General features: G+C 36.8%; 18 protein-coding genes. 3 read left to right on the plus strand and 15 right to left on the minus strand.

What is annotated here, in order from left to right:
- Positions 1 to 403: 403 nt before the first annotated feature.
- The 5 genes from HUW50_RS08430 to HUW50_RS08450 form a co-directional block, all read right to left on the minus strand.
- Entirely contained in the window at positions 404 to 1,708 is a 1,305-nt protein-coding gene (locus tag HUW50_RS08430; protein ID WP_066338202.1) for a TolB family protein, read from the minus strand.
- 31 nt (positions 1,709 to 1,739) lie between these two features.
- Positions 1,740 to 2,756 carry an ABC transporter permease gene (locus HUW50_RS08435; RefSeq protein ID WP_066338210.1) on the minus strand — a complete coding sequence of 339 codons (1,017 nt, stop codon included), beginning with the start codon at positions 2,754 to 2,756 and terminating at the stop codon, positions 1,740 to 1,742.
- Entirely contained in the window at positions 2,753 to 3,625 is an 873-nt protein-coding gene (locus HUW50_RS08440; RefSeq protein WP_066338212.1) for an ABC transporter permease subunit, read from the minus strand. Before HUW50_RS08440 ends, HUW50_RS08435 begins: the two co-directional genes overlap by 4 nt.
- Positions 3,626 to 3,755: 130 nt before the next feature.
- Positions 3,756 to 4,505, minus strand: coding sequence for an oxygen-insensitive NADPH nitroreductase (nfsA, locus tag HUW50_RS08445; protein ID WP_066338214.1), 750 nt, complete (start codon positions 4,503 to 4,505; stop codon positions 3,756 to 3,758).
- Between the two features lie 151 nt (positions 4,506 to 4,656).
- Positions 4,657 to 5,865 carry an MFS transporter gene (locus HUW50_RS08450; protein ID WP_066338216.1) on the minus strand — a complete coding sequence of 403 codons (1,209 nt, stop codon included), beginning with the start codon at positions 5,863 to 5,865 and terminating at the stop codon, positions 4,657 to 4,659.
- 316 nt (positions 5,866 to 6,181) lie between these two features.
- Between HUW50_RS08450 and HUW50_RS08455 the strand changes: the two genes are divergently transcribed.
- The gene (locus HUW50_RS08455; protein WP_066338218.1) at positions 6,182 to 6,454 is read left to right on the plus strand and encodes a spore morphogenesis/germination protein YwcE; all 273 of its coding nucleotides are present in this window, start codon (positions 6,182 to 6,184) and stop codon (positions 6,452 to 6,454) included.
- A gap of 54 nt (positions 6,455 to 6,508) precedes the next feature.
- Here the strand turns inward: HUW50_RS08455 and HUW50_RS08460 are convergent, their stop codons facing one another.
- From HUW50_RS08460 to HUW50_RS08475, 4 genes are all read right to left on the minus strand, one after another.
- The gene (locus HUW50_RS08460) at positions 6,509 to 7,489 is read right to left on the minus strand and encodes a nuclease-related domain-containing protein (RefSeq protein ID WP_066338226.1); all 981 of its coding nucleotides are present in this window, start codon (positions 7,487 to 7,489) and stop codon (positions 6,509 to 6,511) included.
- 311 nt (positions 7,490 to 7,800) lie between these two features.
- Entirely contained in the window at positions 7,801 to 8,265 is a 465-nt protein-coding gene (locus HUW50_RS08465) for an SRPBCC family protein (protein ID WP_066338229.1), read from the minus strand.
- Positions 8,266 to 8,281: 16 nt separating this feature from the next.
- Positions 8,282 to 8,677: a VOC family protein gene (locus tag HUW50_RS08470; RefSeq protein ID WP_066338231.1), complete on the minus strand. Its 396-nt coding sequence runs from the start codon at positions 8,675 to 8,677 to the stop codon at positions 8,282 to 8,284.
- A 17-nt stretch (positions 8,678 to 8,694) separates the two neighbouring features.
- On the minus strand, positions 8,695 to 10,872 hold the full coding sequence (locus HUW50_RS08475; RefSeq protein ID WP_185653834.1) for a DNA topoisomerase III: 2,178 nt from the start codon (positions 10,870 to 10,872) through the stop codon (positions 8,695 to 8,697).
- A 205-nt stretch (positions 10,873 to 11,077) separates the two neighbouring features.
- Here HUW50_RS08475 and HUW50_RS08480 point away from each other — a divergent pair, with 205 nt between their 5' ends.
- The gene (locus tag HUW50_RS08480) at positions 11,078 to 12,625 is read left to right on the plus strand and encodes an ABC-F family ATP-binding cassette domain-containing protein (protein WP_066338238.1); all 1,548 of its coding nucleotides are present in this window, start codon (positions 11,078 to 11,080) and stop codon (positions 12,623 to 12,625) included.
- 169 nt (positions 12,626 to 12,794) lie between these two features.
- Here the strand turns inward: HUW50_RS08480 and HUW50_RS08485 are convergent, their stop codons facing one another.
- The 6 genes from HUW50_RS08485 to HUW50_RS08510 all read right to left on the minus strand — a co-directional run bounded on the left by HUW50_RS08485 (position 12,795) and on the right by HUW50_RS08510 (position 17,466).
- Positions 12,795 to 13,631, minus strand: coding sequence for an STAS domain-containing protein (locus tag HUW50_RS08485; protein ID WP_066338242.1), 837 nt, complete (start codon positions 13,629 to 13,631; stop codon positions 12,795 to 12,797).
- Positions 13,632 to 13,697: 66 nt separating this feature from the next.
- The gene (locus HUW50_RS08490; RefSeq protein ID WP_066338246.1) at positions 13,698 to 14,330 is read right to left on the minus strand and encodes a response regulator; all 633 of its coding nucleotides are present in this window, start codon (positions 14,328 to 14,330) and stop codon (positions 13,698 to 13,700) included.
- Positions 14,327 to 15,367, minus strand: coding sequence for a sensor histidine kinase (locus HUW50_RS08495; protein ID WP_185653835.1), 1,041 nt, complete (start codon positions 15,365 to 15,367; stop codon positions 14,327 to 14,329). Before HUW50_RS08495 ends, HUW50_RS08490 begins: the two co-directional genes overlap by 4 nt.
- Complete coding sequence (gene liaF / locus HUW50_RS08500) at positions 15,364 to 16,098, minus strand: cell wall-active antibiotics response protein LiaF (protein ID WP_185653836.1); 735 nt, start codon at positions 16,096 to 16,098, stop codon at positions 15,364 to 15,366. Before liaF ends, HUW50_RS08495 begins: the two co-directional genes overlap by 4 nt.
- A 338-nt stretch (positions 16,099 to 16,436) precedes the next feature.
- On the minus strand, positions 16,437 to 17,084 hold the full coding sequence (locus HUW50_RS08505) for a PspA/IM30 family protein (protein ID WP_066338255.1): 648 nt from the start codon (positions 17,082 to 17,084) through the stop codon (positions 16,437 to 16,439).
- A gap of 31 nt (positions 17,085 to 17,115) precedes the next feature.
- Positions 17,116 to 17,466, minus strand: a complete 351-nt coding sequence (locus HUW50_RS08510; protein ID WP_066338256.1) for a lmo0954 family membrane protein — start codon at positions 17,464 to 17,466, stop codon at positions 17,116 to 17,118.
- A gap of 337 nt (positions 17,467 to 17,803) precedes the next feature.
- Between HUW50_RS08510 and HUW50_RS08515 the strand changes: the two genes are divergently transcribed.
- On the plus strand, positions 17,804 to 19,348 hold the full coding sequence (locus HUW50_RS08515; RefSeq protein ID WP_066338257.1) for an FAD-dependent oxidoreductase: 1,545 nt from the start codon (positions 17,804 to 17,806) through the stop codon (positions 19,346 to 19,348).
- The last annotated feature ends 59 nt before the right edge of the window (positions 19,349 to 19,407 follow it).

The following is a 19,407-nucleotide window of genomic DNA, read 5'->3' on the forward strand; positions in this document are numbered from 1 at the left end:
CCACAATATATATTAGGACTTTTACCCACTATTCACAGGTTATACACAGGACGTTCGTCACCATTTTCACAAATTATTCATAAAAAGACATTATATTTTGGATAACTTTCTCGTAATGTCAGACATATGTCGAATGATAGGGAATGATATTCTCCACCGTTTACTTATCTTGAATGATCTGATGTTAGGAATACATAAGTTGGAGCAAGTTTTAATGGTTACCCCACTTTGTTTTTGACTGAACCATTGAATTTCACTTTTCTAGAATTGAATCACTTATCGCTTTGATTAAACCTATTTTCTCGAATATTGAACCACTTTCACTTCTTTTTAAACCACCACCATCACATCCAGAAAACAAACAATAAAAGGCCGCTCAAATGACATATTTGAGCGACCCAAGTCAGAACGGCTTTACAATTCTTTTTACAATAAAAGCAAACGCTAAAAGTAAAATAGAGCATATGAATAGTGTGATAGCAACCATCGCTAACCCTATCCCAAACCATGGATTTGTAATGGCACCTATTACAAAGCTACTAATAAAAATTAGTATAGCAAGACCGATACTGAAGTATGAAGGTAAAAAGACTTTGCCTGAATTCCTTTGTAAATAAACGGTGATCCCACCTAAGAGTAGGACATAATAAACAGCTATTGCTGCATCACTTAGTAGAAAATCAACTGTCTTCATAAACCAATGATTTTCTTCAGATGCTGGTAGCTCTAGATCAATGAGTACAGGTTCCTCTCCTTCGATTGAAACAGTCATAAGTTGATATTGTTCCGGATCACCTGGCCAGTTTTTATATTCAAGAAAGGCAATCTTATTTGTATGGTGAAAAAAGACGGGTGACTGAACACTCGTTTTTAAATGTGTGAGTTGTTTTGTTTCTTTTGTTTCAGTATTCCTTAAATATAACTCATATTCAAATAATGAGCTGTTTTCCGATGCCTCTGAAACAGCAGTAAACGCAAGGAGTTTCTTATCTTGTGAGAATACGGCTGAATACATATCAGCACTAATTCCTGCGGCTGCCTCTACCTTTAATTGCTTCTTCTCATTAATTGTAAAGGTATATAGCTCTTCTTTCGTTTCAAATAAGCTATAAAACAACTGTTGTCCATCATTCGAGATGGAAAGGTTATTCATTGAAAAATGATCTTTGTTTGTTATTTGCTCTCCTTCTTTTCCATTCATGTTTACAGCAAATAAATCATATCCTTCTTTCGTTTCTCCTTCTGCCTTTTTATAGTCCGCAGCAGGCATAGCAATGTAATAAATGGTATCACCTACTGGAGAAATAACCGCATCAGATACATGCAGACTTTCCTTCGTCAGCTGCTTGCTGTTGCTTCCATCGGCATCCATTATCATTAATGACTGAATGCCCTCACTATTTTCCTTTAAATAGGCGACCTTCTTTCCGTCAAAGGAAAATCGCGTTGTATGGACCCTACCTTCTTCCTCTTTACTAATTTTCGTTATTTCGGTTCCATCAGAGTTTGCTGTATAAATGGCTTCATTACCATCAAGGTAGTAAGAAAAAGCTAGTTTTTCATCATTTGGCGAAATAGCAAGCTCACTCCCTAAGCCTGTGTGATATTTGTATGGATCACGCTCATGAAAAATGCTATATAAGATGGATGAGATTAGAAGGCCCAAGCTAATGACCATAAACACTAGTAATAGTCGATTACTTTTCAACGCATTAACCTCCTTTTAGACTTTGACTAAATTATGATGTTTTATTAAGAAATGTAAAATCGATTGATTTAGTTTTAACTTCATGTTTCATTGATTTACTATCTACCTTTTTCCTTTTAAAATAAACCTGTTTTCCTGTAGTCACTCTTGAATACCCTTCAACCATGAATGTAACTGCAAGAATCGTTAGCGCAAAACAGACAATTGGTGTTAATGGAATCCATGGAGCCCATTGTAGGAAAATTTTTGTTCCACCGATCAAGCCAGACCATTCATTTGTTAATGATTGTGGCGGGTCACCCTCTAATGCACCTGGATCAGACATTAACGTCCCGCCAAAGTACAGATTAAACAATCCAAGGTGTGCCATGACAATTAATGTTTGCACAAATTGCTGTCCAAAGAGAATCAAAAATCTGGCCTTTAACAGCGGGAAAATATGCTTTATCAAAATATGACGCCGTGTCCCCCCTAATGTTCTCGCACTTAATACAAACTCACTTTTAAAAAACTCGCTTGTTTCGTTGCCTATTAAGACTGTTAAAATAGGGATGGTTAATAATGTTAGCACGACAACTTCGATGGACATTCGCTCTAATAAGGAATATGTAACAGCACCTGGATATTGAATAAGAACTGGGCTCAGTAAATATAAAGCAATAATCGTTAACGGAATAAAGTGAAAGACATCAACTAAGCTATTCACAAACTTTTGTAACCTAGAAAAATAGGAGCCTAAAGCTAAGCCGAGTGGAATTGAGATCATCATTCGCAAGACTGCTATTACAAAGGCTGCAATAATCGTAAATTTTGCACCTATTATTATTTTGCTTAACATATCATAACCTAGTTTGTCTGTACCAAGAGGAGTTTCCTTTCTAGGTGCTATCGGCGCAGAATCGATTAGTTCATTCCCTTCACCAAATATATGATAAATTTGGCGAACCTTATGATCGACAATCTCTGAATAAATAAAGCTAGTACTTAATAGTCCCATAACAAATAAAAATCCTATTAAAAAGAAAGGGTTTTTAAATAGCTTTATCATGATAAGACTTCACCACCTTTGATCGTTCTTTCAAGTATCCATTTCACAAGGTGATAAAAGATAAAGATTGGTACAAAAATAAATAGCAGAATAAAGGTAAAGATCTCAGGGATCATATAGTTGGTTAAATAATGGGTAATCCCAAAAATACCAAATAAGAGCTCAACAACAACTAACGTAGAAAGCATGAACCATATTGTTTTTTTCAAATGGAAAAACAATGAGATTATCGTATTTCTTAACATATGGATGATTAATAGGAAAGTGTACTTTAACCCCTTAGCTTTACCTAGTAAAACATAATCCTTTAATAATTCTTCTTCATATAAATGAATTGTTATTCGATAAAGTTGAATAGTTGGTAACAAGGCTAAGCAGATAATGGGTAATAAATATGCACGTGAATCACCAACTGTCACAACCTTCATTAGTAAAACATCCGTCTTTTTAAAAATAGTAATAATGAAAAGCTGTAACAGTAGCACAACAAGAATATCAGGTAATGACTCAATGAAAAAAATGACCATTTTAATTTTTTCTCTAACCCATTTTGGGAATTGCATCGTCCCAACTGTTAATAGAATTGAAGCTATGTATGAAAGCACTAAAGCAGAAAATATGAGAGTTAACGAATAAAATGCACCCTCTACGATAAATGGATATACCTTATATTCTTCCCCGTTTATAAGAAAGGTCATTTGATCAAAATGGATGAGACTATATATGATCCTCTTTATTGTTTCGATAAATAAATAAAAATGGTTTTCGCCTGTGTATGTTGCAACAAATAATGACGGCAGTGCTCCAAATACAACAATTCCGATACAGGCTGTTATGAACTGTAGAAAGATTACCGCGATTTTTTTCACTATTCCACCCCCACAATGCATTATTTTCACCAATTATACTATATTTGTAAAATATTAGACTGTTGTTTTAAAGAATGATGTCATTTCGGTCATGAAAAAAGGCCTGATGTGAATAATCAGACCTTTTGTGTTACCGTTTATTAAACCCTTTATTCTTGACAAATTCCTTCATATACATTCTTGTTGGTCTAGCTAATAAACCCGCCATCTGACCAGTCCACGTATCCTTTCTTTCCCCGTTTGTTCGTTTTTCATAATAGGCTGATATCTCTTGATCATAGTGTTCTAACTGAGCCAAATACAGTGCTTTATCTTGCTCATATTCATCTTCATGATAAATATGCTCTATTGGCAATCGCTGCTTTTGATCAGGCTTATGCACTGGATAACCAATCGCAACTCCAAATAGCGGTAAAACTCGAGCTGGTGTTTTTAACAATTCACATACCTCATTAAGCTGATTTCTTAAACCACCTATATACACAGCGCCAAGCCCCATTGACTCAGCTGCAAGCACTGCATTTTGCGCAGCTAGAGTAGCATCAATTACAGCGACCATAAACTTCTCCGTGCTTTCTAATACCTCCCCCGCATCCTGATCATTAATTTCTGCGATTACTTGATGACGATAAAGGTCTGCACAAAATACAAAAAAGTGACCATTTTCAGCTACATATGTTTGTCCGCCAGCAAGTTCAGCCAACCGAGCCTTTTTCTGCTTATCCTTTATCCCGATAATTGAGTATGCTTGCACAAAGCTTGAAGTCGAGGCTGCTTGGGCACTTTGGACAATTGCTTTTATTTGCTCGTCTGTCAATAGCTTATCTTCAAATTTTCTAATCGAACGATGTTCAAGTATTGTTTCAATAACCTTATTCAAAGCTTTATCCTCCTTTTGTCAAACTAGTTCTAGCATACCTATTCCATTCTTTTTTGGCATTGAAAATGCTTAAACGAGTTCAGTGGCTTCCCTCATACAAAAACAAAAATAGAGATTAGCTTTTAACTAACCTCTACAAAAGGGTCTTAACTTATACTAGCTCTTTTTGTTTCGTTTCCTCACCAAGTAATAGTACAGCAAGGGCACCAATTAAAATCGATACTGCAAATATAAAGAAGATTGTATGTATCGGCACCTCTGCTGCAACTAAATATCCAACTGTTAATGGACCTAAGATTCCTCCCACTCTTCCGAATGAGGCAGCTAAGCCCGAGCCTGTACCACGGACCTCTGTTGGGTAGTGCTCAGGTGTGTACGCGTATAGCGCACCCCATGCTCCTAGGTTAAAAAAGGATAAGAAAATACCTGAAGTTAGCAACAATGGGAGTGTCTCTGCATTTCCAAAGAAATAGGCACTGACTGCTGTGCCAACTAAAAAGGTAATTAGTACAAATTTCCGTCCTGCTCGCTCGATTAAATATGCTGCGATAAAGTAGCCTGGCAATTGTGCAAGTGTCATAATTAATACATATTCAAAACTTTTAATAAGACTAAAGCCTTTCATGACCATCACACTTGGCAGCCAAAGAAACATTCCATAATAGGAGAAAACAACACAAAACCATAGGATCCAAAGCATAATCGTTTGCTTGATATAAGGCTTTGCCCATACTTTTGCGATTTTCTTTATAGAAGATTCCTTTTGTTTAGACACATTTATTGCTTGAAAACGTGGTGAGTCAGGCAGCTTCATACGTAAATATAAAGCATAGAAGGCTGGAAGGGCACTTAATAATAACGCTGCTTGCCAACCGAAGCTAGGAATAACAAAGTAGGATATAAGTGCAGCAATTAGCCACCCACCTGCCCAAAAGCTTTCCAATAACACCACAACTTTTCCACGTTCATGGGCAGGTACACTTTCTGAAACAAGTGTAGATGCAACCGGTAGCTCTCCACCTAATCCCATCCCAATGAAGAAGCGCAAAATTAGAAATAGTGCTAAAGAGGTTGTAAATGCTGATAAACCACTTCCCACTGAGAAAAGAAGGAGGGTGATAATAAACACATGCTTTCTCCCAACTCGATCGGCCATTAAGCCAAATACTAACGCACCGACAGCCATACCAATTGAATTGACACTACCAATCCAACCCATTTCAGAAGTAGTTAAATTCCACTCTTTTTGCAAAGCAGCAATAATAAATGAAAGAATCCCTACGTCCATTGCATCAAACATCCAGCCCAAGCCGGCAATACCAAGTAATTTTTTTCTAGATATTTCTTTCGTTGTCTTCATTCAAACCACCTTTCAAGCTTAAAACAATTATCTAGTGGGTATTGACATAATAGGTAGTCATACACAACTAAATGATTTCACTTTCTCTATGATAGATTAACACTCCATCTTCACTTATACTGCATACAATTTATTTCAGTCAATATTTAATGCTTAACATGCCATATTCTTTTCTCCCTCATTCATTTTTTAGGTTTTTTTCCCTTTATTATCGGGAATAGATATGATATATTAAATGTAACAAAAAGTTCACAAATTGTCCTTTTTTTTGACACAATTATGAAAACGGTATCAACAATATAAGGAGCTGAATAATATGGATGTATTTTTCGCTTATTTATTAATTTCTAGTTCTACACCATTGTTTTTATGGAAAGAAAACAGAAAATTAGCCATCTGCCATATCCCAGTTGTATTCGCAATGTGGATCGTATTTATTTCATATATGACATTTGATCTTGGTTTAACAGGTCAGATCCTGTTCGGACTATCATATTTAGCGAACGTGGTTATTGCACATATGACTATATTCCATTTGTTCGTTGTCCCATTCTTTAAGATGATGTCAAAACCGAAAAGCTTAATTTAAAACCAGTGCAAGAAAACGAGCCATAAAAATTCGGCTCGTTTTTTTATGGATAAATTATTCATTACTTAAATCTTCAAAAGACAAATGGTGCACTCTGTCTTTTGTTGTCCCATTATTAGAAAGTTCCATAGAATGAAGCAGCCTTGATGAGAGAAAGGGTGAAGAAATTTGCAGGAATTCTCTTACCTTATGGTTGGTTATTTCTGCACCAAAAAGGAGATAGAAATCCTTTAGCGCAGAAAGATGTGCAGCTTTTTCTTTATGCTTACAATGACCACAAAACCAGGTCCCATGGATTCTTAACATAGAAAGATGATGACATAAAGGACAAAATATACCTTTAAGAATCTCATCAAACTGAATTTCAAATTGATCTAAAATTGATTGATCTAAAGGTTTATGTTCCTTTTGTAACATTCTAATCGTCTTTTTCATTTCTTTCTCTGAAAGCATTTTATTAGGAAAATCCTTCTTTAACTGATTAATTTTTGTCGGGAGAAAATGATGGTGGATAACCTTTTGATTCAGATCGTGGTTTTCTGGGGAGGTACGAATAAGTGTATTCGAGTTGCTAATAACAATTAAAGATAAAATGGGGACTTTTGAACATTTGTTTTTTGTTAGCCACTTTTTAAGTTGTAACTCTTGACGACTTGTTTGAATGAGCGGATCTTTTAGAACAGTTTCTTTGCCATCATGTGTACGGATTAACTGGTGAAATTCTTGGTCAAAATAGATGGTACCTGCAATATTCTTTACTTCCAAAAGGATAATGAAATTAGGACATATCAATAATGTATCTAGTTGAAAATAGTGGGTTGAATCATGTAAGCGGAGATCGTGCAGAATGTAGTAATCTTTTTCCGGGAGAAAGCTTAATGGATAATCAATAGCCTTTTCTCCTTTATAGCCTGCAAGCCTTTTTGATAGATTTTCTTTGATGAGGAGAAACTTCGGATGGGTAGGTGGAAGGCGACGTAACAATGCTTGCAATTTTAGAATTGATAGGGGAATCGTACGTATTTTACTAATCATTTGATCACTCCAATCTCATTTTCCAACTTTATTCGCTATTTTCCACTGGAATCCTGCAAAAAAGGATAAGAATTTTTGTGGTCGAGAATGGTATTTTGCAATTTCCGAAAACAATCTTGCAACAATTGACCATAATTTTGCAACTCTACAGAGGGATTTTGCAAATTTGCACTATAATTTTGCAACTTCGTCAATTATTCTATCATTCGACAAACTTCGAACTGAATCGCACGATGGCGATGCACGTTACCGAGCCAATCCGAAGCCTGCTCCCATCTTTCCACGCAAAAAAACGCCGCATTCGCACGGCGTTATTTCTCTCTTACTTTCTCTTCAGCAATCGTCTTTATATAGCGATTTCTTGTTATTAGAAATTCCTTCATATACCGCTCTAAAAACATCTGGTCTACCATCTTGCCGATCACACCAAATGGAGAAGTATAATCAAAGGTGTCGATCATAAGTGTTCCATTCGCTTTTTCAACAAACTCATGAACATGGTAAAAGCGTTTGAATGCCCCTTTTTCCATTTCATCTACGAAGCGGTATGGAAAATCGTATTCAGTGATTCGGACTGTTAGCTTTTGTTTCATTCCAAAATGGATGGCTTCCCAGGTTACCGTCTCGTTTAACCCAATCAATCCACTTGTCACACCAGTGATTGCTCGTTCATCTGTGTGACTTGTCGATTGAGTATGTATATCAATATCTCGTGCAACATCAAAACAAATGTCACGCGGTGCATAAATAAACATATCGGTTTTTATTATTGGCACTTTCTATCTTCCTATCTTAATAGCTTTTTACCTGAAGTAAGTCATATCGATTACCGTATAGGTCCTCAAACACAACTTCAATTCCCCAAGGCATATCCTTTGGCTCACCTAAGAAGGTGACACCCTTTTCCTTCATATTCTGATAATCGCGGATACAATCATCTGTTTCAATGACAAGAAAAACATGCCCAGCAGCTTGAGAGCCAACACGTTCTTTCTTATCATCGGTATCAGCCTCAACAAATACGATGGCTGTTTCGTGTTGCTTAGCGGGAGCAACAGTTACCCAACGCATACCTTCACCAAACGAATTATCTGAAATTAACGTAAAATCTAATGTATTTGTATAATAATCAATCGCCTCATCATAATCCTTTACAAGAATCGTGATATGCCCAATTTTACGTGTCATGACCTACATCCTTTACGCTATTTTTTTAAATTAAGCTTCGCAAGAGCATCAGCTAGTGCTGAATTTGTAAAGTCATCATCCTGCTTTTTCATATACTTCGCAACATCACTTTTCGAAACCTTACTATTTTGATTCTTTTTTCGTCTTTCTTGGAAGGTAGACATTTTCTCGCGATGCCCACAACGGCACACGAAAATTTGGCCTTCTCCCTCACCTCTAAGTTCAAGCTTTTTATGACAATTCGGACAACGTGCATTGGTTACTTTTGAAACACCTTTGCGATAGCCGCACTCACGATCTTGACATACAAGCATTTTTCCCTTTTTACCGTTCACTTCTAGGAGAAGCTTACTACATTCAGGACATTTACTTCCTGTGATATTATCGTGTTTATAGGTTTGCTTGCTATTTTTTATTTCATTTACAACTTCTTTTGCATAATGCTTCATTTCATTTAAAAAGGCTTGCTTCGATAGAGTGCCTTTTGAGATTTTTGTTAGCTTTTGCTCCCAGTCTGCTGTTAATACTGGTGATTTCAAGTCTTCAGGTACAAGTTTTAATAGCTGTTTCCCCTTTGAAGTAATGAAGATTTCCTTACCCTTTTTTTCAATTAGGAAGCTGCTATAAAGCTTTTCAATAATATCCGCTCTTGTTGCAACTGTTCCAAGTCCACCAGTTTCTCCAATTGTTTTAATTAAATCCTTGCTCTCTCCAGCCATATACTTTGTTGGATTTTCCATCGCCGAAAGGAGTGCAGCCTCATTAAACCGTGATGGAGGCTTTGTTTCACCAGTGGTTTTTGTTAATGAAACAATTGACAGCAGGTCCCCTTTTGATAATGCAGGTAGCTTTTGTTCATCTTCATTGTCCTCATCTGTGTAATCACTATAGACTTCCTTCCAGCCTTGTGTGAGAATTCTCTTTCCCTTTGCAGTAAACTGCTCATCACCAATTTTAGTTGTAACAACAGTCTGCTCAAATTGGTAGGCAGGTAAAAGCACTGCTAAAAAACGCTTTACGACTAAGTCATAAATTTTGCGCTCTTTATCACTTAAAGCACTCAGTGGCACAGATTCTTCAGTTGGAATAATCGCATGATGATCTGATACCTTCCCGTCATCAACAAATGACTTATTTGCTTTTATAGGTTGCTTCGTAATTTTAGCAATAACCTGTGCATACGGTTTTATTCGACATGCCTCTAAGCGATCCTTGATTGTTTCAACAATATCACTCGTGATATATCGAGAGTCAGTTCTCGGGTATGTTAACACCTTATGCTGTTCATACAATTTTTGCATGATGGAAAGCGTCTCTTTTGCCGAGTAGCCGTAACGTTTATTTGCATCACGTTGTAGCTCTGTTAAGTCATAGAGTGCCGGTGAGTAGGTCTTTTTAGGCGTTGTTTTTACATCAACAACTGTTGCTGACTTACCTTTTAGCTTCCCTAGCTTTTCATCGATTTGTTGCTCAGTGAAGGTTCTCGTATCATTTGTTTTAGCGTCTTGCCACGTAAGCGTTAATCGGTTATTAGTGATAGCCTTCATTCCATAATATTTTTTCGGCTTGAAGCCTCTTATTTCCTCTTCACGCAGAGCGATCATGGCAAGTGTAGGTGTTTGGACACGTCCAGATGAAAGCTGAGCATTGTACTTAGTTGTTAAGGCTCTTGTTGCATTTAAGCCAACAATCCAGTCTGCTTCTGCTCTTGCGACAGCTGATGCATACAAATTTTCATATTCTTTCCCAGCTTTTAATTTTCGAAAGCCCTCTTTAATTGCTTTATCGGTAACAGATGAGATCCATAAACGTTTTATTGGTTTATTCACTCGTGCTTTTTCAATAATCCAACGGGCAACAAGCTCTCCTTCACGACCTGCATCAGTGGCAATAACAATATCACGTACATCTTTTCGTAAAAGCTGTGTCTTAACTGATTGAAATTGCTTGCCTGTTTTTTTTATCACCACTAGCTTTAGCGGTGCTGGTAGCATCGGCAAATCTTCTAACCGCCATGATTTATAGTTATCGCCATAGCTTTCCGGATCAGCTAATGTGACAAGATGGCCGAGTGCCCATGTGACAATATACTGATCTCCCTCCAGAAAACCATTTCCTTTTTTATGACAATTTAACACTCTAGCTAAATCTCTTCCTACTGAAGGCTTTTCTGCTAGAACGACTGTTTTACTCATATAAACATCCTTTCAAAACCTATTTCCTTCTTCTATTATATGTGTAATTGTATTGGAAATCTAATTAGATTGATTGAATACGACATAAGATCTCACTTTTTAGTAAGAATACTATCCATTGTTTCATTCGTTTACCAGTAGCATATTAAATAAGAAAATAGTAGAATGAGCAAAGATACTGTTACTCTTGGAGGGTTAAAAAGAAATGAGTTTACTTTCGATCGATAATCTCAGTCACAGTTTTGGTGACCGTACGTTATTTAAGGATGTATCGCTTCGCCTATTAGCAGGTGAACGAGTAGGTCTTGTTGGAGCTAATGGAGTAGGGAAATCTACTTTAATGAATATTATTACAGGGCAGCTAATTCACGACACTGGTCGTGTAGAATGGACTCCTGGAGTTCGTTATGGCTATCTTGATCAGCACACAGTTTTAACAAAAGGAAAAACAATTCGTGATATTTTAAACGATGCATTTCTTCCGCTTTTTGAGCAGGAGAAAGAATTAAATATTGTTACAGACAAAATGGCAACAGCTACACCTGAAGAGCTAGAGGAATTATTAGAGAAAATGGCTGAAATTCAGGATCGTTTAGATGCTGGTGGCTTTTATTTATTAGATATGAAGGTTGAAGAAACAGCTAGGGGTTTAGGACTTGATGCAATTGGTCTTGACCGTGATGTATCTGCATTAAGTGGTGGTCAACGTACGAAGGTATTACTTGCCAAGCTTTTACTTGAGCAGCCTGATGTCTTATTACTTGATGAGCCGACAAACTACTTAGACGTTGAACATATCCGTTGGCTAAGCACTTATTTAAGAGATTACCCACATGCCTTTCTATTAATCTCTCATGATACTGAATTTATGAACGGTGTCTCCAATGTGATCTTTCAATTAGAGTTTGCTAAGCTAACACGTTATACTGCTACGTATGAAAAGTTCCTTGAGCTTGCAGAAATTAATAAAAATCAACATCTTCATGCTTATGAAAAACAAAAGGAATTCATTAAAAAGCAAGAAGACTTTATTGCTAAAAATAAAGCACGCTATTCAACAACAGGTCGTGCAAAAAGCCGTCAGAAACAATTAGATCGAATTGAACGGATTGATCGTCCTGAAACAGCAATTAAACCAACTTTTGAATTTAAGGAATCTAGAGGTAGTAGTCGCTATGTATTTGAAGCAAAGGATCTTGAAATTGGCTATGATACACCATTATTACCAAAGCTTTCGATGACAATTGAACGTGGCGAAAAAATTGCGATTGTTGGCTGTAACGGAATTGGAAAGTCGACTTTACTTAAAACAATTCTCGGAAAAATCGAGCCATTAGGCGGAACGACTAATCGTGGAGACTTCCTGTTCCCATCTTATTTTGAGCAAGAGGTAAAAGCAGATTCCATCACACCGATTGATGATGTTTGGAACGCATTCCCACATTTAGATCAGCATCAAGTTAGAGCTCTTTTAGCACGCTGTGGACTGAAAAATGAACATATTTCACGTCCATTAACTCAGTTAAGTGGTGGAGAACAAGCAAAAGTTCGTCTCTGCAAACTGCAAATGAATGAAAGCAACTGGCTGTTATTTGACGAACCAACAAACCACCTTGATGTCACAGCAAAAGAAGAATTAAAACGTGCCATTAAAGCATATAAAGGCACAGTTGTCCTTGTATGCCATGAACCTGATTTTTATGAGGATTGGGTAACAAAGGTATGGGATATTGAGGATTGGGCGGCTAATTAAAAGCGGAAGCGCCTTGATCAGCCTTGGGCAAATAAGACGCTCATGAATAGAAGGTGTTCTTTACCTTCAATTCATGAGTGGCTTATGACCTCGAGGGGCTAGGTGCTGAAGCTAGATACGAAAACTAGGTCAAAAAGATATTATTTAAAATAATTATTATTTTCTAGTGTTACGTATTTATCTGCTCTAACGCATTGGCTAGTGAGGCAGTCGTTCTTACTTCATCGAAATCAAGGCCTAACTGGATAGCCGTTTGGGCAATTTCTGGTCTTATTCCAGATAATGTTGATTTTACACCTAACAGCTTTAGTGTTTTAATTAGATTAAAAATTTCATGGGCAACCATTGTATCAATAATCGCGACACCTGATAAATCAATACATAGATGCTCAATTTTAAGTTCAGCACATTGGATTAATGTATTTTCTAAAATTAATTTAGCTCGTGCTGTATCAATATCCCCAATTAAAGGAAGTAAGGCCGTTTTATTTTGCAAGCGAATAACAGGTGAACTCAATTCGTTAATCATTTGTTTTTGTGCTTCTAGTTGTTTCATCGTGTTTCTATGAGCCTCATCAATATAAATATAAATGGATAGATTAAAAACTTTTCTAATGATGTCAAGCCAAGAGAATAATTGATCAACACTGACTTTTTCTATATTTTGTTTATAGAAATTATTAATATAATTGGTATATACATCTTGGGTTCTCATAAATTCTCTCACAACATAATGATCAGGTGTGTTTAAGTGTTTTTGATCACTTGCAAGCTCTTTAGACCACTTCTCAAACTCACTAAAAAACTGACTTTCTTCCTCAATAAAAAGTTTGTGTAAATGAAGATAATAATCTTGGTTCTGTTCCTTTAAAGTATTGATAATCTTAGGATCTTTTGTAGAATAGATCGAGCTAGCATCTTGATCTTCAACCATACTATACCAATCCTCAGTCATTTGCTGGGAATTCTCCATTAAAAAATGATATAACTCTTGATTTCTATGCATGTTTGTCTCACCCCAAATATAAGATATAGCCTTTTGATATATGTAACAGATTTTAAGTACTTACTTCTATTTTACTAGTGAATGCTTAAAAGCATAGATGACTGCTTGTGTACGATCCTGTACCTCAAGCTTACTTAATATGTTGCTCACATGCGTTTTAGCTGTTTTCAAGGCAATAAACAACTCATCAGCAATTTCTTGATTTGATTTCCCCTCAGCCATTAGCATAAGAATCTCCATTTCTCGGGATGTTAATTGATCATGAGGATGTGTTACATCTTTTTGACGCATTTTCATCATCATTTTTCCCGTTACTTCAGGTTCAAGAATGGATTGCCCATGAAATGTCGAGCGGACAGCACCCGCAATTTCACTTGCTTTTGACGTTTTTAATAAATAGCTTGTTGCCCCAGCCTCTAATGCTGGATATACCTTTTCATCGTCAAGAAAGCTTGTAACGATAATAATTTTTGCCTCCGGCCATGCCTCAATGATTTGTTTTGTTGCTTCGATTCCATCCATTTCCTTCATCACTAAATCCATTAAAATAATATCTGGACGTAAGCTAAGCGAAAGCTCGACACCTTTCTTACCATTATCAGCTTCACCAATGACTTCGATGTCCGGCTGAGCAGATAAATAAGAAGAAACCCCAATCCTTACCATTTCATGATCATCAACAAATACCACTTTTATCATTCCACATCACCCTCTATCTGCAATACAGGAACCCTTACCTCTAACCTTGTTCCCTTGTTTTTCAAGCTAACAATTTTCAATGTACCACCAATTTCAACTGCTCGTTCGCGCATATTTTGCAAGCCATAAGATCCCGTTTTCCCCTCATCAACCTCAAAACCAATGCCATCGTCTGTTACTCGCATAATGACAAAATCATCCCGTTTAATTAACAGGACATCAAGGCTTGTTGCTTTTGCATGACGAAGGGTGTTCGATACAGACTCTTGAAGAATCCTGAATAAATGGTCTTCAACCCCTTTATCCAGTGGGATCGGCTCTACCTTCCACTTTATATTCATAGTCACCTTTTGTATTAATTCTACCAATAATTCCTGAACACCTTCCTGAAGTGACTTTCCCTTTAAAGCGGCAGGACGTAAATGCAAAAGCAGAGCCCTCATTTCAAGCTGTGATTGGTGGATTGTTTCCTCAATTAATTTTAACTGTTTTGACTCTCTATCATCTGATAGTGGCTTTGATTCTGTAATCGCCGACATCATCATAGAGGCAGCAAATAGCTGTTGACTGACTGAATCATGAAGCTCACGGGCTAATCGATTTCTTTCTTGAGATACCATTTCCTGGATTATTTTTTCCTGATCCTCTGCTTTTTCATTTGCTAGCTTCTGAGAAAGCTTAGTTTGCTCAAATATATGTTTTTGCACCTTTTCAATTCTAACCCAAATATCATGAACTTCAGGAATTGCATGTGGCTCAACTGGTATTGTACGTCCCTTTTCAAGCTCCCTTACTGCTGTTTCAACAGTAAGAAGTTGTTTTTTCCAAAAATACCCTAATATTAACCCGTAACATACTCCCAACAGAAGGCATACACTTGGAACAATATAGATAAAGGGTAAATCGATCACCCTCCTCTCCCACAATGAACTCCAGCTCCCCAAAGGAAACGCAATAAAAAACATAATCGAAAATAAAATAAATAACACAAGTGAAAAAATTGCAGCGAGCAGAATCTGTCTTTGGATAATACTCATACTCGCTTCACCTCAAGTTTACCTGTAATACTTGCGGTAATAAGCTTCACTTTCTGTTCGGCAGACTCATATTCTGCGGTTTCATAGACAATGGTCTCATTTATAACTCGCTGCTCCTGCTCCTGAAAAACCGCTACAGTTCCAGCCATAATCGAATGATTGATATGAACTTCAACCTCATACGGAACAAGGATTTGAACATTACCGACTAAATTACGAATTGCTATAATCGCTTCCCCTTTTGGTAATACGGTATCACTAAGATCAATGACTGTGTTCGCAATGCCAACCTGGATATTTACATCATTCCATTCATAAACATGCTCCGGTGTCTGCTGACTCGTAAAGAATTTATTTTCAAAGATCTTTTGTCTCTTTAAATAAGGTTCTGATTCTGCTTTAAAATTGCCCTCTAAAATAACAGGCTTAATTACTTTAGGCTGCTTTTGTGATTGAAAAAATTGCACGATTATATATAAAAGGACGACACATAGAAAATAGCGAAAGGTCATCATATTTAGCACCGTTCCGATAAGCCAAATCCAACCAATCCAAAAGAAGGCCTTCCCCACAAATCGAGGCTTCCACTTCCTTCCTAAATAAATAAAGCCAATCGATAAAACAAATGTGACAATTAAGCCTCCATTAAAAAACAAGACCTCTAATAGAAGGAGGAGAATCCCTATTAAAATGATCCAGTTTAAGTAATCTGATTTAATGTTTCGTAGCATGAGATAGCCTCCTTCCAATGAAATAGCGTAATTAGAAACATAAGTCGATTCATAATAGAAGGTGCAATTACCTTCCATTATGAATTGACTTATATCTTAAGATTGCAATGCCTAGTTTATGCTGAACAAAAGCGCAAGCGCCTTGATCAGCCTCGGGCAATAAGATGATTTAGAATAGAAGGCGTCCTTTGCCTTCAATTCTAAATTAGCTAGACCCTAGAGGGGCTAGGCGCTGGAGCTGGATGTCGTGCGCTTATCCACAGTACAAGAATTTTATAATTTCCTTAGCAATAAATAAGGCGTAGAAACCTACGCCTTATTAGCATACCATGTTTTAATTATGAAATAGTATTTGTTTCTTGGTTTTTCTGTTGTTTTTCAAGCTGTGCAATTCGTGCATCAATTGTATTGCGATGGTAAGCTGAATTTACTTGATGCTCTAAACGATCAAGATAGCTTTCCATTTCTTCAAAACGATAGAATGCCTTTGTCGAATAGCTGTTGTTATCTACAACTTTGTTCATACGGTGGTGGGCACGAGCCATATTCTCTCTACCCATAAGCTCCATACGTTTAATATGCATATCCTTTAGCTTATGCTTCATCTCTTCATATTTTTGTTCAAGCTCCTCAAGTTGACGATTTGTTTGCCCACGTGATTCATTTAAACGCGCAACTCGTTCCTCGTAATAAGTTTGCTCCTTTAGAGCAAATTCATAAAGCTCTGCTTCTCCAGCTTTTGAAGCAATTTCAGCTTGATGCTTACGCTTTTCAGCTAAATGCACTGCCTCATTGTATTCACGATTAAACTCTTCCTTTAATAGGTATTGTCGTTCAACAAGCTTACGTACCTTATCCGTTTCATTTTCACATTGTCTTAAATAATGATTAAGCACAGATATTGGGTTTTTTTGCTCCTTTTGATCGATTACCTCATGAAGATCAGCTGAAATTGAATCCCTTATTCTAGTAAAAATGTTTGCCATTATTATCTCTCCTTTTAAGTTGTTATTTCTATTACAAATTCCCTTTAAGATCATTCCATTCTTTTTCAAAGTTTGTGAATGGATCATTATCTTCCATTTTTTTAGCTGCTGTTGGGTTTTTCCATTTTTTAAAGACAATATATAGGACATAAACAGCAACAAATCCTAAGATAGCTGGAAGGTTAGATGCTGATGCAAATAATGCAATGACACCAATGATCGCTAAGACAACTTTATTAAATGTTGAATTTGTTTTGATAAAGCCTTTATATGCGTAGTACATGATAAGTAGGCTGATTCCTAATGCGATCATAGGGGCAAGATTTGAAAGCAATACAACCACTGCCACCCCGCCTAAAAGTAAGTAACCAAATTTTTTCATTTCTCATTTCCTCCTTTCAACTTGTGTTCGTTTCTATGTCCTTATCTTACCTACTTTTGAAAATCCTCATAACGAGCGCTAGCTTTATTTTCATCTAAGACTTGAGGCTTAGACCAGATCAGACTACCTTCAATTCTGGCTTAAAAAAAGGGATAGAACCCGCTATTCAGCTATATTCAGTCAGCATTTTTCACCACAGTAGCGCTACTCATATTCCCCCTTCATCTTAAACATGCTTAGCTTAAGCTTTACCGTTTTGTATACGTGGTACATGATTTCAATGACTTTGGTAAAAATTATCTGTATGGAAAATGATTGTTATTAAGGAGGATTTCAAATGACCGAAGAATTTCCACAAGGAAAAATGCCTTATGAACCAGAACCATACTGGAAGGAATCAACACAGTTACCTACATTCTCACCGCTTTCCATTGATACGGAAGTTGATGTTGCAATTGTTGGAGGTGGGATTACGGGGATAACTACTGCTTATTTGTTAACAAAGCAAGGGATGAAGGTTGCCATCCTAGAAGCAAGCCAAATTCTAAACGGTACGACCGGACACACTACTGCGAAAATAACAGCACAGCATGGTTTGATCTATGATGAATTCATTCAACATATCGGTGAAGAAAAAACAAAACAATATTATGAAGCAAATAATGATGCACTTAACTTCGTTCGACAAACTGTTAAAGACCTAGCAATAGAATGTGATTTATCAGAAGAGGATGCCTATATGTATGCGATAAGTGATGACTATGCGCAAAAAATTATGAAGGAATACGAAGCTTATCAAAAGCTAGGAATACATAGTGATTTCTCTGAAGATATTCCTTTACCAATAGATGTCAAAGGTGCAGTCATTATGAAAAGCCAAGCTCAATTCCACCCCTTAAGTTATTTAAAAGCACTTGTGAATGAAATAACAAATGCTGGCGGAGAAATTTACGAACAAACAACAGCAATTGATATTGATGAAACAACACCAAAACCAATGATTATTACACGCGAGGGTCGTCGAGTTGCTTGTAAGTATGCAATTGCATGCTCTCACTTTCCGTTCTTTGACGGCAAAGGTTTTTACTTTACAAGACTGCATGCAGAGCGATCTTATATTTTAGGAGTCAAAACAAAACAGGAGTTTCCTGGTGGTATGTTCTACAGTGCTGATTCTCCTACGCGATCTTTACGTTACACACCGATGATGAATGGAGAAAAGTTAGTTTTAATAAGCGGGGATGGCCATAAAACAGGTCAAGGTACGTCTACCCATAAGCACTATAAAGCACTTGAAGAATTCGGTGAGGGAGTGTTGGGAATTGAAGAAATCAAATACCGTTGGTCTGCACAAGATCTCTATACCCTAGACAAAGTCCCTTATGTTGGACCTATCACTTCAAAAAAGCCAAATATTCTCGTCGCAACAGGTTATCGTAAGTGGGGGATGTCAAATGGAACAGCGGCAGCAAAATTGCTTAGTGACTTTGTCTTAGAAAAAGAAAACTCATATCAGGAATTATATAGTCCATCACGTTTTTATGCAGATCCAAGCATCAAAAAGTTCCTCATGCAAAACTTAGATGTAGCAGGACATTTAATTGAGGGGAAAATCGATATTGCGGATAAGCGAATTGAAGATATTGCAAATGATGAAGGTTCAGTTGTAGTTGTAAACGGAAAACGCGCTGGCTGTTATAAGGATAAAGAGGGGAATATAAACCTCGTTGACACAACCTGTACTCATATGGGCTGTGAAGTAGAGTGGAATAGCGGTGACCGCTCTTGGGATTGCCCATGTCATGGCTCTAGATTTTCAGTTTCTGGTGATGTTCTTGAAGGACCAGCTAAAAAACCATTGAAAAAGGTAGATTTGCATTAATTAAGGGTCAGACATATGTCTGACCCCTTTTTAACAGTTAAGAAAGTTTAAAATTTTGT

The organism is Metabacillus sp. KUDC1714 (assembly GCF_014217835.1).
Classification (GTDB): domain Bacteria; phylum Bacillota; class Bacilli; order Bacillales; family Bacillaceae; genus Metabacillus; species Metabacillus rhizosphaerae.

Bases quoted from the DNA above. Each gene is read 5' to 3' on its own strand.
- HUW50_RS08435 (WP_066338210.1), bottom strand. From the start codon at position 2,756: ATGATAAAGCTATTTAAAAACCCTTTCTTTTTAATAGGATTTTTATTT.
- HUW50_RS08450 (WP_066338216.1), bottom strand. From the start codon at position 5,865: ATGAAGACAACGAAAGAAATATCTAGAAAAAAATTACTTGGTATTGCC.
- HUW50_RS08455 (WP_066338218.1), top strand. From the start codon at position 6,182: ATGGATGTATTTTTCGCTTATTTATTAATTTCTAGTTCTACACCATTG.
- HUW50_RS08460 (WP_066338226.1), bottom strand. From the start codon at position 7,489: ATGATTAGTAAAATACGTACGATTCCCCTATCAATTCTAAAATTGCAA.
- HUW50_RS08470 (WP_066338231.1), bottom strand. From the start codon at position 8,677: ATGACACGTAAAATTGGGCATATCACGATTCTTGTAAAGGATTATGAT.
- HUW50_RS08475 (WP_185653834.1), bottom strand. From the start codon at position 10,872: ATGAGTAAAACAGTCGTTCTAGCAGAAAAGCCTTCAGTAGGAAGAGAT.
- HUW50_RS08480 (WP_066338238.1), top strand. From the start codon at position 11,078: ATGAGTTTACTTTCGATCGATAATCTCAGTCACAGTTTTGGTGACCGT.
- HUW50_RS08485 (WP_066338242.1), bottom strand. From the start codon at position 13,631: ATGCATAGAAATCAAGAGTTATATCATTTTTTAATGGAGAATTCCCAG.
- HUW50_RS08490 (WP_066338246.1), bottom strand. From the start codon at position 14,330: ATGATAAAAGTGGTATTTGTTGATGATCATGAAATGGTAAGGATTGGG.
- HUW50_RS08495 (WP_185653835.1), bottom strand. From the start codon at position 15,367: ATGAGTATTATCCAAAGACAGATTCTGCTCGCTGCAATTTTTTCACTT.
- liaF (WP_185653836.1), bottom strand. From the start codon at position 16,098: ATGCTACGAAACATTAAATCAGATTACTTAAACTGGATCATTTTAATA.
- HUW50_RS08505 (WP_066338255.1), bottom strand. From the start codon at position 17,084: ATGGCAAACATTTTTACTAGAATAAGGGATTCAATTTCAGCTGATCTT.
- HUW50_RS08510 (WP_066338256.1), bottom strand. From the start codon at position 17,466: ATGAAAAAATTTGGTTACTTACTTTTAGGCGGGGTGGCAGTGGTTGTA.
- HUW50_RS08515 (WP_066338257.1), top strand. From the start codon at position 17,804: ATGACCGAAGAATTTCCACAAGGAAAAATGCCTTATGAACCAGAACCA.